The sequence below is a fragment of the Spirosoma foliorum genome (genome assembly GCF_014117325.1).
GTDB lineage: Bacteria > Bacteroidota > Bacteroidia > Cytophagales > Spirosomataceae > Spirosoma > Spirosoma foliorum.
The window spans coordinates 6,468,442-6,483,455 of the sequence record NZ_CP059732.1; the positions used below are offsets into that span (position 1 = coordinate 6,468,442).

Sequence of the window (15,014 nt, forward strand, 5' to 3'; positions counted from 1 at the left end):
CTGTCTGGGCCAAGCTCTGGCTTGGCCTTGTATTTTGCTTAACTGGCCAAGCCAGAGCTTGGCCCAGACAAAAATTTACTGCCGCTGCCCAACCAGATTAAGGATAAAGGCGTACTCCAACGCGATTTCTTTCAACGCCTGGAACCGGCCCGATGCCCCACCGTGGCCGGCTTCCATGTTGGTATGAAGTAACAATTGATTAGTATCGGTTTTCAAAGCCCGAAGCTTGGCCACCCATTTGGCAGGTTCCCAATACTGCACCTGCGAATCGTGCAAACCGGTCGTTACCAGTAGGTTGGGATAGGCTTTCTTTTCAACGTTATCGTAGGGCGAATACGACAACATATAGTCGTAATAGGCCTTATTTTTGGGATTACCCCACTCTTCAAATTCGCCCGTGGTAAGTGGAATGCTTTCGTCGAGCATGGTTGTAACAACATCAACAAAGGGAACAGCCGCTACAACGCCCCGATACAGTTGCGGAGCCTGATTGATAATGGCCCCCATTAGTAAACCACCGGCGCTACCGCCCATAGCAAAAAGTTTATCGGCGCTGGTGTATTTACTTTTGATGAGGTATTCCGACACATCCACAAAGTCGTTAAACGTATTTTTCTTCTTCAACATTTTCCCATCTTCGTACCAACGCCGACCCATTTCCTGCCCACCCCGAATGTGCGCAATGGCGAAAATGAAACCCCGATCAAGCAGACTCAGGCGCGTAGAACTGAAACCGGGATCGGTCGAGTAGCCATACGAGCCGTAAGAATATTGTAACAAAGGCGCTGTACCATCTTTCTTTGTTCCTTTTCGATACACCAATGAAACGGGCACCTGTACCCCATCGCGAGCGGTAGCGTACACCCGCTCCGATACGTAATTGTTCTTATCAAAGCCACCCAAAACTTCCTGTTGCTTCTTCAGGGTTTTCTCCTTCGTATCCATGTTATAGTCGAAGGTAGAATTAGGCGTTGTCAACGATGAGTAGCTATACCGGAGGATATTCGTATTAAAATCGGGATTATAGCCGATGCCTGCGACATACGCTGGTTCGCCGAAATCGAGGTATTCGTCGGCCTTCGTTTTTTGGTTAATGACCCGAATATTTGTCAACCCTGCTTTACGTTCCCCCAAAACAAGGTGGTTAACAAACACATCCATATTGGCCAAATACACATCGGGGCGATGGGCAATTACCTCTTTCCAGACAGTCCGATCAGTTGTTTTTCCTTCAGGCACTTCCATGAGCCGGAAGTTTTCGGCTTTCCAGTTTGTACGAACGTAGAACTTGTCGTTGTAGTGAACAATGTCATATTCGTGTCCTTTTTCGCGCGGTAAAAACACCTTGAACTCGCCGGTTGGTTTACTCGCTTCCAGTAGTCGATATTCCGTTGAAACGCCATTGTGATCGGAACCAATAGTGATGTACTTCTTTGATTTTGAGCGACCCAGATCCATGTAGAACTGGTTGTCTTTCTCTTCGTAGACCAGCACATCGGCCTTCGGATCAGTGCCCAGCACATGCCGATACACCTGATAACCGAGCAACGTTTGTGGGTCTTTTTTGATGTAAAAGAGTGTCTTATTGTCTGTCGCCCAGGCAAAGCTACCTCCTTCGGTATCGGGGATGGATTCGGGATAGAGTTTACCTGTTTTCAGATTTTTAATCCGTAAGGTATATAGCCGCCGACTAACGGTATCCTCCGCAAAAATGGCCAGCTCGTCATTATCTGATACTTCATACCCTCCAAGCTGATAGTAGCTATGTCCTTTGGCCATGACGTTGCCATCGAATATTATCTCTTCGGCGCCTTCCAACGAGCCTTTTTTACGGCAGTAAATTGGGTATTCGCCCCCCGTAATGTATCGGCTGTAGTAGTAATAAGCGCCTTCTTTGTAGGGTACAGACTCATCCTGCTGCTTAATACGCCCTTTCATCTCGTCGAACAGCTTGGTTTGCAGATCTTTTACAGGAGCTAATACTTGGTCGAGGTAGGTATTTTCGGAGTTTAAGTATTTGATAACCTCCGGGTTTTCGCGTTCGTTGAGGTAGTAATAATTATCGATCCGTTTATGACCGTTTGTAATCAACTCTTTCGGTTTGATAGCCGCTTTGGGCGGAGTTATCGCTGGATTCTGTGCCTGAGTCATGCTGTATAGCGTGAGGGAATTTATAAGTAAGAGACAAGTCCGTTTCATAGAAGGACGTCGTTTCAGTTTGTTTCGGAAGATCGACAGTAAAAATAGAGGATGATTAACGAAACCTATACGATTTTTGAAACCTTATAGGTTTACTATGCTTGAACTCGTTGTTGCTCATTATACCGAAAACCTGAACTGGCTTCGGAACATCCCCGCTACTTTGCAAAAAACCGTTTATAGCAAAGGACCAAACGCCGAGGTAGAGCATAAGACAATTCCACTACCTAATGTTGGCCGAGAAGCCCATACGTACCTGCACCATATCGTTAATCGTTACGACACTTTAGCCGAATGGACGATTTTTTGCCAGGGGAAACCGTTTGACCATGCATACGACTTCAAGAAAACACTACAAGATATGGTTCTAGAACCCTCTTCGTTGACTTGCACCGGGTTTAAACCTGGTGCAAGTCAACGAAGAGGGTTTCACTGGCTCGGCCATTTAATTGATACCGACGACAACCAGGGGCAACGTCTTTTTCAGCCCTGGAGCAAAAACGAAGATGGTCGCGGGCTCGATCTGGTTGGGTTTCATCGTGCACTTTTCGACAATGACGGGCCACCTCTATACACCTTTGTGCTGGGTGCCCAATTTGCTATTCATCGCAACCTTTTGCAGCAAAAGCCCGTATCGTTCTACGAACGCGCTTTAGAGGTGTCAGTAGCCTTTCCCGATGCAGCCCATTGTTTCGAGCGAAGCTGGGATCGCGTTTTTGATGTAGTCGGCCTTGATCCTGACTGGCTGGCCGGACGTTTAACCGTCCAACTAAAACCAATGAAACACCAGCAGATTGGTTAAACTAAAATCGCCATTAAGAGGCCTCTTTTTCATTTAGGTTGATTAATACTGATTTATTAAGCCCCGTTTAATAGAAAATACACCACGAATGGTATCACTTAGATAAATTTTATACTTTTTCGCCAGTCTATCCGAACGCTTTTGCAGGTTCGTGCGTCTAATCAGTCAGCATCGAAATCAGTTGCCTTTTCTGTATCTTTAGCCAAGAATTCTACCCATCCTCTCATGGCCCGAACATTTTACGTGCCCCGATTTAGGCTCGTGCTGTTCTGTATCGGTACTGCCGGTACGCTAACCGCTTTTTACCCCAACAAACTTTCTTTTCAGAAGGCATTTACTCGGATCAATAAAGAGGTAAGTGAGCACAGTCGTGCCTACGAAACACTTGCCAACGCATCAGAACAAGTTGGTCACCGCCTAACGGGCAGTCCTAATGGCGCACGTGCCGAAGCATATGCGTTCAATTTGTTATCGTCTTATGGGTTCAAAGAGGTTCACTATGAGCCATTTGAGGTAGAAGCCTGGATGCGTGATACCGTTACGCTTTCTATTGTTCCTAACAAAAGTGACAACTTTCGGGATGTTCCGGTCGTCTCATTAGCACACTCCCCCGTTGAAGCACACGTACAAGGGGAGATCATTGATGTAGGCAATGGCTTAGAAGGTGACTTTGCGGCTTTAAAAGGCAAACTAAAAGGCAAAGTCGCGCTGGTTAATATTGGTCTGGCGGCTCCAACAAAAGGAGCCCGGAATTTACACCGCTCCGAAAAAACAGCACTGGCTATTCAGTATGGCGCATCGGGCGTTATTATGGTCAATTTGGTACCGGGCAATGTGTTACTGACAGGTACGGCTTCGGTTACGGGCAAGCTAATTCCTGTTCCGTCTGTCTGCATTTCCTATGAAAGTGGGGAAGCGCTTCGGTCCTGGATGCAGGAAGAGCGTGGTCCGTTTCATGCCCAGATTAACATGACAAATACCAGTCGAAAAATTAGGGCCCGCAACGTAGTCGCTACCTTGAAAGGCTCAAAATTTCCCGAAGAAAAAATCATTGTCGGTGGTCACCTGGATTCGTGGGATCTGGCTACCGGAGCGATTGACAATGGCATTGGTTCGTTTGCGGTTATGGATATCGCCCGAACGTTTAAAGCCTTGAAATTGAAGCCTAAACGAACAATTGAATTTGTCCTGTTTATGGGCGAAGAACAAGGCTTACTCGGTTCTAAGGCTATGGTTGAGAACCTGAAAAAATCGGGTCAGTTAGACAATGTTCGCTACATGATGAACCTCGACATGACGAACGACCCGACGGGTTTGAATGCCTTTGGTCGTACCGATATGGTGGCATTTTTGAATGAGGTTGGCGAAATGATGAAGCAAGTCGAGCCTGTATTTCCAAACCAGATGCAAAATCAGGCCGGATTACACTCTGATCATCAACCTTTTATGCTCGAAGGGGTTCCGGTTGTGGGAATGAACGGCCATCTTGCCCGAGAAGTACTCGACTGCTATCATGCCAATTGCGACCGCATGAATCTTGTCAACGCCGACCAATTAAAAAATACGGTTCGGTACTCGACGATGCTTTTGTATGCACTAGCTGATGCAGATGCCATTCCAACAAAGCGCCAGACCGATACGCAGACCCGCGATTATCTGGTGGCACAAGGCCTGCGCACACCGTTACAGATTGCCAACGAATGGCGCTGGAAAGAGTAATTTTCTAGTGAAAGAAAAATTGGGTATCGGTTAGGCAACGATGTTTTTGTTTATTTGTAGTACCATCGTGTCCTAACCCAGCCATGGCTAAAAATACCTTCCGTCAGCCCGAACGAGTTGCTAAACAAAAGCAACAACGGCGCAAACTCAAACTGGCATCCTGGCTAAATGACGCCATTGGCCTCGACAGGCTTTTTGGCGAAGATAACGCCTGGCCAATTCAGCATATCGACCGCATTCTGTGGGTCACGTTTCTGCTCATTCTCTATATTGGCCTGAATCACAACGCCGAACGGCTGGTTCGACGTATTCAGCGCACCAAAACACAGGTCGATGAATTGCGTTCTCAATTCACTGTGTTACAGGCTGATTTCAATAAAAGTGGTAAACAGTCCGAAATCAGCAAACGCGTTGTTGAGCTTGGGTTAGCCGATAGTCAAACACCACCCCATAAAATCGTCGTCAAGTCAGATGAACATTAAACAGGACATTATTCAGCGGGCCAATCACATTTTCTACTTTGTCATTGCCCTCGCGTTGTGCATCATTGTGCGCCTTGTATCTGTTCAGTACTTCAAGAAGGATTTAAAAGGTCGGTTCTATAGCGCTCGGGTCGAAGAAACGTTAATCCGTCGCGATACTATTCCGGCCATGCGGGGTAACATTTACGCGAACGATGGAAGTCTGTTGGCCACCTCGTTACCCACCTACGTTGTTGGGCTTGACCCAACGATGGCGAAACCTGAATACTTTGATAAAAAAATAGATTCGCTGGCTCTTTTGCTCTCCCGGATTTATCGTGATCGGTCTGTCAATGATTACAAAGACGATATTGTTAACGCTCGGAAACATAAACGCCGGTACCTGTTATTGAATCGTCGGCGGGTTACGTTTAAGGAGCGACAGGAAATGCTTAAATGGCCATTTTTCAGGTCATCGGCCAAAGTCGCTGCTCGTGGTGGAGTTCTCCGTCCGTATTACGAACGCTATCACCCTTATGGCCAGATGGCTGAGCGTACCATTGGTAACCTTAATGCTAAAACCAATCGGGGTCTGATTGGTCTGGAAGCCAGTTTCCAACCAGCTTTGGCGGGTAAAAATGCCGTAGGTCTGGTCGAAGTATTATCGGGGGGTATTCGAAAACCCGTTGAAGATGGACCCGATATGACGCCCGAACCCGGCATGGATCTGTACACGACGATCGACGTCAATTATCAGGATATGGCCGAATCAGCCCTGCGTTCGGCGTTGGAAAAATACAATGCCGCCAAAGGTTGTGTCATTGTCATGGAAGTAGCTACCGGCGAAATCCGCGCAATGGCAAACCTCACCAAACAGGGTGATGGCTATGTTGAAAATTTCAACCACGCGCTGGCCGATCGAACCGATCCCGGCTCAACGTTCAAATTAGCCACTATGATGGCTTTAATGGAAGAAAAAGCCATTTCGCTCGATCAGTTGGTGGCTACCGGAAATGGTTCGGCTACGTATAATGGCTTGGGAATTCACGACGCTAGCCGTGCCGGTCATGGAACCATCACAGCTCGGCAGGTATTTGAGAAGTCGTCAAATGTCGGAACTCACTTGCTCATGCGGAGTTATTTCTACAGACGGCCCGACTTGTATTGCCAGTATCTCCGTCAGTTTCACCTGACAAAATCAACGGGTATCCATATGAAAGGGGAAGCCGTTCCTGTTGTTCGCAACCCGGATATGAAGGGATGGAGCAAAGTATCGCTCACATCAATGTCTTACGGATACGAAATGCAGATTACACCATTGCAAATGCTGGCGTTTTACAATGCGGTGGCCAATGATGGGCACTGGGTTCGCCCCGTTATTGTGAAACAGATCAAGCTTGCGAATGAGATCATTGAAGATAATAAACCTTACGTAGCTCCCGAAGCTATATGCTCACCAGCCACAATTCGTAAAGCCCAGCAACTGCTTCGTGGTGTGGTTGTTCAGGGAACAGCGAAGCACATCAACAACCCCTATTATGCCATTGCCGGAAAGACGGGTACTGCGCAGAAAATCGTCAACGGGAAATACCAGGTAGGTAAGTATTACACGTCGTTTATTGGTTATTTCCCAGCTGATAACCCAAAATACAGCATGGTTACAGTAGTTGACAGCCCACAAGGCGACAACATCGATTTACTGTATGCAGGTGCCGTAGCCGCTCCCGTATTCAAAACCGTAGCCGACCGTATTGTGGCTTACGATTATAGCATACACTCCCCAATAAAGGCCCGTTCCTCAAGCCCACGCTCAACAACGGGCCTGATGGCTGGCTATGCAGATGATTTACACACAATTAGTTCAACACTGAATATTCCCAATGAGCCCTCAACCGAAGGCTGGGTTGAATCAGCATCAGGCGGGCGCTGGAAATCGCGCACAACCCGACCTGATCAGGTTCCCGATGTACGCGGATTGACACTACGAGATGCCCTATTCCTGCTCGAAAATCGGGGCTTCCGGGTATCTGTTGAAGGCCGCGGAAAGGTTAAGGATCAATCTGTTTCGCCCGGAGTAGGTATCGAAAAAACGGCAGGTAAGGCAATTACCCTAACACTAGGCTAGTCGTTAATGGCTGTTTAGTGAAAGGACTTTGCTCGCAAATTAGGTAGTCCCACACGCAAACCGTTTTTTTGCAAATGCCAAACGAGCAGCCTGTTCGTTCTATTCGTATGCAACTAAAAGACCTCTTTTATAAAATTCCTCTGCTGGCCACATCGGGCAGTATGAATACCGAGATTACAAACCTGACTATGGACTCCCGCAAAGTTGGGTCCGGTAGTTTGTTTATTGCCATTCGTGGAACCGTGGCAGATGGTCATACCTTTATCCAGACAGCTATTAGTCAGGGGGCGGCCGCTATCCTTTGCGAAGAGTTACCTTCAGAAATTGATCCATCTGTAGCCTATATATCAGTTCAGAATTCGGCTCGGGTGATGGGGTTAGCTGCGGCAAATTTCTACGAACATCCCTCCCAGAAACTAAAACTTGTGGGCGTCACTGGAACGAATGGCAAAACATCCGTTGCCACCTTACTCTTCCGCCTGTTTCGCGCCCTGGGTTACCGCTGCGGGTTACTGTCTACGGTTCAGAATCAGATTGACGATGAGGTAATTCCGGCCACCCATACTACGCCCGATGCCATCACCATGAATCAATTACTGGTGAAAATGCGCATGCATGGCTGTACGCATGTATTCATGGAAGTCAGTTCACATTCCGTTGTGCAGGAGCGTATTGCAGGCTTACATTTTGCAGGGGGCATTTTCACAAACATTACCCACGACCACCTCGATTTTCACGGAACGTTCGATAATTATATCCGGGCTAAGAAAGGATTCTTTGATCAACTGCCAGCCTCTGCCTTCGCGTTAACCAATGTTGACGACAAGCGTGGTTTAGTGATGCTCCAGAACACAGCAGCTCGTAAAGAGACTTACTCCTTACAAACATTGGCTAGCTTCAAGGGTAAAATCCTGGCAGATAGCTTGTTTGGCCTCCATATGCTAGTCGATGATAATGAGGTCTGGTTTAAATTGATCGGTCGCTTCAATGCCTACAATCTGCTAAGTGTTTATGGCGCGGCAGTCTTATTGGGCGAAGAGCCAACTGATGTATTAACCTTATTGTCAGGCATTACTCCTCCCCGAGGCCGCTTTGAACAGGTCGTCTCCGATACTAAAATTGTTGGTATCGTCGATTATGCGCATACGCCCGATGCGTTGCAAAACGTACTGGAAACGATTAATGAATTGCGCCAGGTTGATGAACAAGGGTATCTTCCACAGATCATTACGCTGGTTGGCTGTGGTGGCAATCGCGATGCAGCTAAACGTCCGATTATGGCCGGAATCGCCTGTAAGTTTAGCGATCGCGTTATTCTGACGTCCGATAATCCGCGCAACGAAGAGCCAATGGCTATCCTGGAACAGATGCAGGCTGGTGTACCTTTAGTCGATGTAAAAAAAACACAAACTATTGAGGATCGACACGAAGCTATTCGCCAAGCCGTTTCCCTCGCCCACCCCCACGATATTATTCTGGTTGCCGGTAAAGGCCACGAAACCTATCAGGAAATTAAAGGGGTCAAATACAATTTTGACGACCGTGCTGTCTTACAAGAGGCTTTCTCAGAACGCGGAAATCAGTAACTTTGCCATTGAGTGATTGAATGATTGACCGGGCCGCCGGTGCGGTGATTGAGTGACACAGGTCATTTAATCACTCAATCATTCAATCACTCAATCACTCAATTACTTATGCTCTATTACCTCTTCCAGTTTCTCGACGAACGCTACAACTTCCCTGGTGCCGGGGTTTTCCAATATATTTCCTTTCGTGCACTCGGTGCAGTTATAACTTCGCTACTCATTGCGGCAGTTTTCGGTCGGCGTATTATCGACATACTCCGTAATCTGCAAATTGGCGAGTCCATTCGCGACCTTGGCCTGGAGGGGCAAATGCAAAAACGAGGCACCCCAACGATGGGCGGCTTTATTATTCTGGCTTCCCTGCTGATTCCTGCCTTATTATTCGCCAAACTATCTAACGTTTATGTCGTTCTGGCGCTTGTTTCTACCGTTTGGACAGGCATGATTGGCTTTCTGGACGACTATATTAAAGTCTTCAAGAAAAATAAAGAAGGTTTACAAGGCAAATTCAAAGTTGTCGGTCAGGTGGGTTTGGGCTTAATTGTCGGCCTGACATTATCGTTTAATGAGTACGTCAAAATTCGAAAATACGCTCCCCGGCTCCTTAGTACCTCAAACGTACCCGATATCTATACCGACATTAAATCCACATTGACGACGGTACCCTTCGTTAAAAATAATGAGTTCGATTATAGCTCGCTTCTGTTCGGATTTGTACCAGACAGTTATACCTGGATTGTGTATGTACTGATTTGTATTTTCATTATTACGGCGGTCTCCAACGGAGCGAATATTACGGATGGCATTGATGGATTAGCAGCCGGTACTTCCGTTATTATCGGTCTGACTATCGGCGTCTTAGCGTATTTGTCGGGAAATAAAGTTTTCTCGCAATACCTGAACATCATGTATATCCCGAATGCAGGGGAATTGGTGATTTTCTGTGCCGCATTTGTGGGCGCCTGCGTCGGATTTTTATGGTATAACTCTTACCCTGCTCAGGTTTTTATGGGCGACACGGGCAGTCTGATGCTTGGTGGAGTTATCGCCGTTTTGTTTCTGGCGATCCGAAAAGAATTGATGATTCCGATTATCTGCGGCATCTTCCTGGTTGAACTCGTATCGGTAATTATGCAGGTCAGCTATTTCAAGTATACAAAGCGTAAATACGGCGAGGGCAGGCGAATTTTCCTCATGTCGCCTTTGCATCACCATTTTCAGAAGAAAGGCTACCACGAAGCTAAACTCGTAACTCGCTTCTGGATCGTTGGCATCATGCTGGCCGTTCTGGCATTGGTGACACTGAAGCTCCGGTAAGGAAAGCTTTATATACGCCCTTTTTTTAATTGTTCGATATCGTTCAGGTCCCGCGGGCGTCCGGCAGCTTCTTTGGCTCTAATCAAGTGATTATAGTGAATAAGACGAACCGTCACGCCATCAATGGTAGTGTCTAAGGCTTGCGCAAACGTTTCGTCAAATGTCAGCCCTTTAATGGCAGTAATAATATCAATGGCAACAGGCTGACGCCCAAATGTAAAAACGTCAAAAGCAGGATTATCAAGAAAATTCGCGGGCGTCATATCAAAAATAGGCATCCCAAAATCCTGAAAGGCTTTCACTAATTGTGCATAGTTTTCACTTGATCTTTCTACCCAAATGTCCATATCGCCAGTTGTACGTTTATAGCCGTGCAGAATGACGGAATAACCACCAACAAGTACATAACGTACTTCTCGTTTATGAAGTGCTTCCAGGAAATCCTGGAAATCCGGATTAAATAGACTAGCCATTTACATGTTTTCGAGCATCAAATATAGTCCGATCTAACCGGGGCGGATTAGCAAGATCATAGCCAAATGCAACGCTGATCAAGTAGGCTGATGCTTTAAGTCGATCAGCATAGGTTTCATTTTCACTACGTGCATGATAACGTTCAGTTTCTTCATGGGTTCCCATGTGAAATGCCGTGCGATCAAGTCTAAAAGAATCAGCCATATGAAGTAATCTGGTTAGTCTCCCCAAAATTACGGTTTTGCGGCATATTGTCCGCATACCCTTGTTTTTCAGACCAATACCACCTATATTTGCACTCCCGTTTCAGGACGGGCCTATATTTATTATAGGTAAGCATTTATAAATCAAACAATTAGTCTCCATAACAGTGAATACGCTCAGTTACAAAACCATCTCTGCCAACAAAGAAACGGTGCAGAAGGATTGGATTGTGGTTGACGCTCAGGGTGAAGTGCTCGGTCGGCTGGCCAGCCAAATCGCACGCCTGATTCGCGGCAAACACAAAACCAACTTCACACCTCATGTTGATTGCGGGGATAATGTGATTGTCATCAACGCCGACAAGGTCCGCCTGACGGGTGCAAAGATGACCGATAAAGTTTACGTTCGCCACACAGGCTATCCTGGCGGTCAACGGTTCGCGACGCCCCGGTTGTTGCTCGAAAAACATCCCGAGCGCATCATCGAGCATGCTGTAAAAGGTATGTTACCGAAAAACCGTCTTGGTCGGCGGTTGTACACCAACCTGTACGTTTACGCTGGTGATCAACACCCGCACGAGGCTCAGCAACCAACAGCAGTTAAATTCTAAGTCATAATGGATCGTATTAATACCATTGGCCGCCGTAAAACTGCCATCTCCCGAATTTACATGTCGGCGGGCAGCGGAGCCATCTCGGTAAACGGGAAAGATTACAAACAATATTTCCCTACCGAAGTCCTGCAAATCATTCTGAACCAACCATTTGCAACCGTTAACGGTGTAGGTGGCTATGACGTAAAAGTGAACGTTCGTGGTGGTGGTGTGGCTGGTCAGGCCGAAGCTACTCGCATGGCGATTGCTCGGGCGCTGGTTGAACTTAACGCTGAATTCCGTCCTGCCCTCAAAAAAGAAGGCTTCCTGACACGGGATTCACGTATGGTTGAACGGAAAAAGCCAGGTCGGAAAAAAGCCCGTCGCCGGTTCCAGTTCTCGAAACGTTAATAGTCATTGTATAATGATTAATGGACAATGTATAATGACCTTCGGGAAAACTCATTATTCATTTTACATTATTCATTAAAATATAGTCCAGACTGCCCTTAGATGATGCCGACGGGTGGTGCTGCGTATTTTTTTACAACATTCATTTTTCAATACGAAAATGGCACAAATCGAATATAAAGATCTATTAGACGCTGGGGTGCATTTTGGCCACCTTACGCGCAAATGGGATCCCCGGATGGCTCCATACATCTTCATGGAGAAGAACGGTATCCATATTATTGACCTTAATAAAACAGTAGCTGCGCTCGACGAAGCTTGTAATGCGATCAAAGGCATTGTACGTTCGGGCCGGAAAGTAATGTTTGTAGCGACGAAGAAGCAGGCTCAGGAAATCGTTTCGGAAGAAGCACGTCGCCTGAAAATGCCTTACGTGACCGATCGCTGGCAGGGCGGTATGTTAACGAACTTCGCTACAATTCGTAAGTCGCTGAAGAAAATGCAAACGCTGGATAAAATGCTGAAAGACGAGGAGACCGTCAAGAGCATCGCTAAGCGTGAGCGTTTGACCCGTAGCCGCGATAAAGAGAAACTGGAACGCGTATTGGGCGGTATTGCCGACCTGACTCGTTTGCCAGCTGCTCTGTTCGTAGTTGACGTAAAGCGTGAACACATTGCTGTTGCTGAAGCACACCGTTTGGGTATCCCAGTATTTGCTATGTGCGATACAAACTCGAACCCAGAAGAAGTTGACTTCGCTATCCCGGCCAATGATGATGCTTATAAATCAATTGCGCTGATTACGCTTGCCATTGGTAAGGCCATTGAAGAAGGTCTGATGGAGCGTAAACAAGACAAAGACGACCAACGCGTTCAGGAAGAAGAAGAAGCGAAACGGAACGAAGACCTGGCCCAGGCTCGTGCTGAAGGAGCTACTCAACCTGAAGCTGAGGCTACCCCAGCCGCTGTTGCTGAAGGCGAGCAGGAAGCATAAATGAGTTATAGAGTTACACAGTTATGAAGTTGTAAAGTTTAGATTAACTACTACCTCATAACTCTATAACTGTATAACTTTACAACTCAGGAATAGCCCGTAGCCAGCCGCTATGGGCTATTCCATTTCAGACTATAATTCTACTATTCCCAATTTTTTTTGGCGTTTAAATAAATAAACACCCTTTTATTATGGCAATCACTGCTGCTGACGTAAATAAACTTCGGCAAGAGACCGGAGCCGGTATGATGGACTGCAAAAAAGCCCTTACCGAAGCTGATGGCGATTTTGAAAAAGCAAAAGAAATCCTGCGTAAGCAGGGGCAGAAAATAGCCGATAAACGGGCTGACAACGCAACTGCCGAAGGTATTGTGTTAGCCCATGTTAGCCCAGATGGCGCAACAGGTAGAGTAATTGCATTGGCTTGTGAAACAGAACCGGTATCGAAAGTTGCCGATTTCCAAAATCTAGCTATGGCCGTTATGAGCACTGCTGTTGCTACAGATGCTGCAGACAAAGCAGCTCTATTAGCTACTCCTCAGGCAGACGGTCGCCCACTACAAGATCACATTACCGATTTGATGGGTAAAATTGGTGAGAAAATCGATGTAGCCTCTTACGAAATCGTTTCGGCCGATAAAGTTGTTTCGTATATCCACTCGAATGGTAAGCTTGGCGTTTTAGTTGGCCTTGTTAATACCAATGGTACTGATGTGACTGAAGTTGGTAAGGACATCGCCATGCAAATTGCAGCCATGAAACCTGTTGCTTTAGATAAAGATGGCGTTGATGCTACTATTGTAGAACGCGAAATCGAAATCGGTAAAGAACAGGCTCGTCAGGAAGGTAAGCCAGAAGCAATGCTCGAACGTATTGCAATGGGTAAACTGAACAAGTTCTACAAAGACAACACCCTGCTCAATCAGGAATTTGTGAAAGATAGTTCATTGACTATTTCTCAACTGTTAGAGAAAACCAGCAAGGGACTAACCGTATCTGCTTTCAAACGCGTAGCTATCGGCTAATCTTTCCGTACAAAACAAATGAAAATACCCAGCTATGCGGCTGGGTATTTTCATTTGTAGCTTATTTCTATTTCTAACGGGCATCTCATTAGTCTGGCATTATTAACGCCAACCAACCCCCAGAGCTTAGAACTTAAACAATCTCCTTAAGATTGTTGGTATGAGTCATCAAAACATCTATCGCAAAACAATCCAGCATTTAGTGATTTCTGAGGGAAGCTTCTTAGGTTAAAAAAGCTTTAAAAATGGAACTCAAGCGATTAAATAGTTAGCCATATTAACGATAAATAGAAATATATAACGTTTACTTTCCAAATGGTTCGTAAATGATAATCAGTAGTAAACAATAAAAAATAGGCTTAATTACTATATAAGTGTATCCATTTGGCCGAGCTTTTGCTCTAATGAATTTGTAACCATATTTTTTGCTAATATTGGCCTCATGGGTCAGTTACTTTTATTAAAAACTTAGTCTTAATAGCCACCGCGCCGTACAAAATGGAAAATTATTCGGACGAGGAGCTGGTTCGACAATATGTCGAGACACAGCGGAACGTCTATTTTGAGCGACTATACGAACGTTACTGTGACAAAGTATACAGGAAGTGTTTGTCATTTACTAAAGATCCTGTACGGGCTGAAGATTTAACGCATGACATTTTCTTGAAACTAGTCGTTAAGCTCAGTGGCTTTCGGGAACAAGCTAAATTTTCAACCTGGCTGTATTCAATCACCTATAATTATTGCACTGACCAACTTCGATCGCACAATCTGCGCCGGGAAGTCTACATGGATGATGGCTGGGAGCGATTGGATGCAGGAACAGATGATGGATTAGCTGAACTAGCCGAAATGGAAGCACGACAGCTTGAGCGTGCGCTCCATCAACTACCACCCGACGAACAGGCTATGCTCCTGATGAAATATCAGGACGATATCAGTATTCGAGACATTGCCAATATAAATGGTATAACGGAGAGTGCCGTTAAGATGCGCCTTAAACGGTCCAGAGATAAACTTCGCAAACACTACCTGGAAGGGGCTGTATTCTGGCTATTAGTTGCCATTAAAATGGCTTTATCAATTCGTTGGCCTTTTCGTTAAC

Annotated in this window: 13 protein-coding genes; 11 read left to right on the forward strand and 2 right to left on the reverse strand. The window is 46.1% G+C overall.

From position 1 onward, the window contains the following. Positions 1–75: 75 nt before the first annotated feature. On the reverse strand, positions 76–2,151 hold the full coding sequence (locus H3H32_RS27200; protein ID WP_240543503.1) for a S9 family peptidase: 2,076 nt from the start codon (positions 2,149–2,151) through the stop codon (positions 76–78). 145 nt (positions 2,152–2,296) lie between these two features. Between H3H32_RS27200 and H3H32_RS27205 the strand changes: the two genes are divergently transcribed. From H3H32_RS27205 to mraY, 6 genes are all read left to right on the forward strand, one after another. Next, a complete protein-coding gene (locus tag H3H32_RS27205; protein WP_182458895.1) occupies positions 2,297–3,001 on the forward strand; it encodes a DUF3431 domain-containing protein in 705 nt (234 codons plus the stop codon). 225 nt (positions 3,002–3,226) lie between these two features. Beyond that, positions 3,227–4,720 carry a M20/M25/M40 family metallo-hydrolase gene (locus H3H32_RS27210; protein ID WP_182458896.1) on the forward strand — a complete coding sequence of 498 codons (1,494 nt, stop codon included), beginning with the start codon at positions 3,227–3,229 and terminating at the stop codon, positions 4,718–4,720. A gap of 83 nt (positions 4,721–4,803) precedes the next feature. Beyond that, a complete protein-coding gene (locus tag H3H32_RS27215; RefSeq protein ID WP_182458897.1) occupies positions 4,804–5,202 on the forward strand; it encodes an FtsL-like putative cell division protein in 399 nt (132 codons plus the stop codon). Beyond that, positions 5,192–7,306 carry a PASTA domain-containing penicillin-binding protein gene (locus H3H32_RS27220; protein ID WP_182458898.1) on the forward strand — a complete coding sequence of 705 codons (2,115 nt, stop codon included), beginning with the start codon at positions 5,192–5,194 and terminating at the stop codon, positions 7,304–7,306. The genes H3H32_RS27215 and H3H32_RS27220 overlap by 11 nt, the downstream gene beginning before the upstream one ends. 107 nt (positions 7,307–7,413) lie before the next feature. Next, positions 7,414–8,892, forward strand: a complete 1,479-nt coding sequence (locus H3H32_RS27225) for a UDP-N-acetylmuramoyl-L-alanyl-D-glutamate--2,6-diaminopimelate ligase (protein WP_182464492.1) — start codon at positions 7,414–7,416, stop codon at positions 8,890–8,892. 108 nt (positions 8,893–9,000) lie between these two features. After that, positions 9,001–10,209, forward strand: a complete 1,209-nt coding sequence (gene mraY, locus H3H32_RS27230) for a phospho-N-acetylmuramoyl-pentapeptide-transferase (protein WP_182458899.1) — start codon at positions 9,001–9,003, stop codon at positions 10,207–10,209. Between the two features lie 8 nt (positions 10,210–10,217). On the opposite strand, the gene H3H32_RS27235 is transcribed toward mraY, so the two are convergent. After that, positions 10,218–10,682 (reverse strand): nucleotidyltransferase, encoded by a 465-nt coding sequence (locus H3H32_RS27235; RefSeq protein ID WP_182458900.1) that lies wholly within the window; start codon positions 10,680–10,682, stop codon positions 10,218–10,220. A 371-nt stretch (positions 10,683–11,053) separates the two neighbouring features. On the opposite strand from H3H32_RS27235, the gene rplM reads away from it, so the two are divergent. The 5 genes from rplM (at position 11,054) to H3H32_RS27260 (ending at position 15,013) form a co-directional block, all read left to right on the forward strand. After that, positions 11,054–11,497 (forward strand): 50S ribosomal protein L13, encoded by a 444-nt coding sequence (gene rplM, locus H3H32_RS27240; protein ID WP_182458901.1) that lies wholly within the window; start codon positions 11,054–11,056, stop codon positions 11,495–11,497. A 6-nt stretch (positions 11,498–11,503) separates the two neighbouring features. Continuing rightward, positions 11,504–11,890 carry a 30S ribosomal protein S9 gene (rpsI, locus tag H3H32_RS27245; RefSeq protein ID WP_093825819.1) on the forward strand — a complete coding sequence of 129 codons (387 nt, stop codon included), beginning with the start codon at positions 11,504–11,506 and terminating at the stop codon, positions 11,888–11,890. 160 nt (positions 11,891–12,050) lie between these two features. Beyond that, positions 12,051–12,884: a 30S ribosomal protein S2 gene (gene rpsB / locus H3H32_RS27250; protein ID WP_182458902.1), complete on the forward strand. Its 834-nt coding sequence runs from the start codon at positions 12,051–12,053 to the stop codon at positions 12,882–12,884. Between the two features lie 191 nt (positions 12,885–13,075). Next, positions 13,076–13,909 carry a translation elongation factor Ts gene (gene tsf, locus H3H32_RS27255; RefSeq protein ID WP_182458903.1) on the forward strand — a complete coding sequence of 278 codons (834 nt, stop codon included), beginning with the start codon at positions 13,076–13,078 and terminating at the stop codon, positions 13,907–13,909. A gap of 498 nt (positions 13,910–14,407) precedes the next feature. Further along, the gene (locus H3H32_RS27260) at positions 14,408–15,013 is read left to right on the forward strand and encodes an RNA polymerase sigma factor (protein WP_182458904.1); all 606 of its coding nucleotides are present in this window, start codon (positions 14,408–14,410) and stop codon (positions 15,011–15,013) included. Position 15,014: the final 1 nt, after the last annotated feature.

Bases quoted from the DNA above. Each gene is read 5' to 3' on its own strand.
- tsf (WP_182458903.1), top strand. From the start codon at position 13,076: ATGGCAATCACTGCTGCTGACGTAAATAAACTTCGGCAAGAGACCGGA.
- H3H32_RS27225 (WP_182464492.1), top strand. From the start codon at position 7,414: ATGCAACTAAAAGACCTCTTTTATAAAATTCCTCTGCTGGCCACATCG.
- H3H32_RS27210 (WP_182458896.1), top strand. From the start codon at position 3,227: ATGGCCCGAACATTTTACGTGCCCCGATTTAGGCTCGTGCTGTTCTGT.
- rpsB (WP_182458902.1), top strand. From the start codon at position 12,051: ATGGCACAAATCGAATATAAAGATCTATTAGACGCTGGGGTGCATTTT.
- H3H32_RS27235 (WP_182458900.1), bottom strand. From the start codon at position 10,682: ATGGCTAGTCTATTTAATCCGGATTTCCAGGATTTCCTGGAAGCACTT.
- rpsI (WP_093825819.1), top strand. From the start codon at position 11,504: ATGGATCGTATTAATACCATTGGCCGCCGTAAAACTGCCATCTCCCGA.
- H3H32_RS27215 (WP_182458897.1), top strand. From the start codon at position 4,804: ATGGCTAAAAATACCTTCCGTCAGCCCGAACGAGTTGCTAAACAAAAG.
- H3H32_RS27205 (WP_182458895.1), top strand. From the start codon at position 2,297: ATGCTTGAACTCGTTGTTGCTCATTATACCGAAAACCTGAACTGGCTT.
- mraY (WP_182458899.1), top strand. From the start codon at position 9,001: ATGCTCTATTACCTCTTCCAGTTTCTCGACGAACGCTACAACTTCCCT.
- H3H32_RS27220 (WP_182458898.1), top strand. From the start codon at position 5,192: ATGAACATTAAACAGGACATTATTCAGCGGGCCAATCACATTTTCTAC.
- H3H32_RS27200 (WP_240543503.1), bottom strand. From the start codon at position 2,151: ATGACTCAGGCACAGAATCCAGCGATAACTCCGCCCAAAGCGGCTATC.
- H3H32_RS27260 (WP_182458904.1), top strand. From the start codon at position 14,408: ATGGAAAATTATTCGGACGAGGAGCTGGTTCGACAATATGTCGAGACA.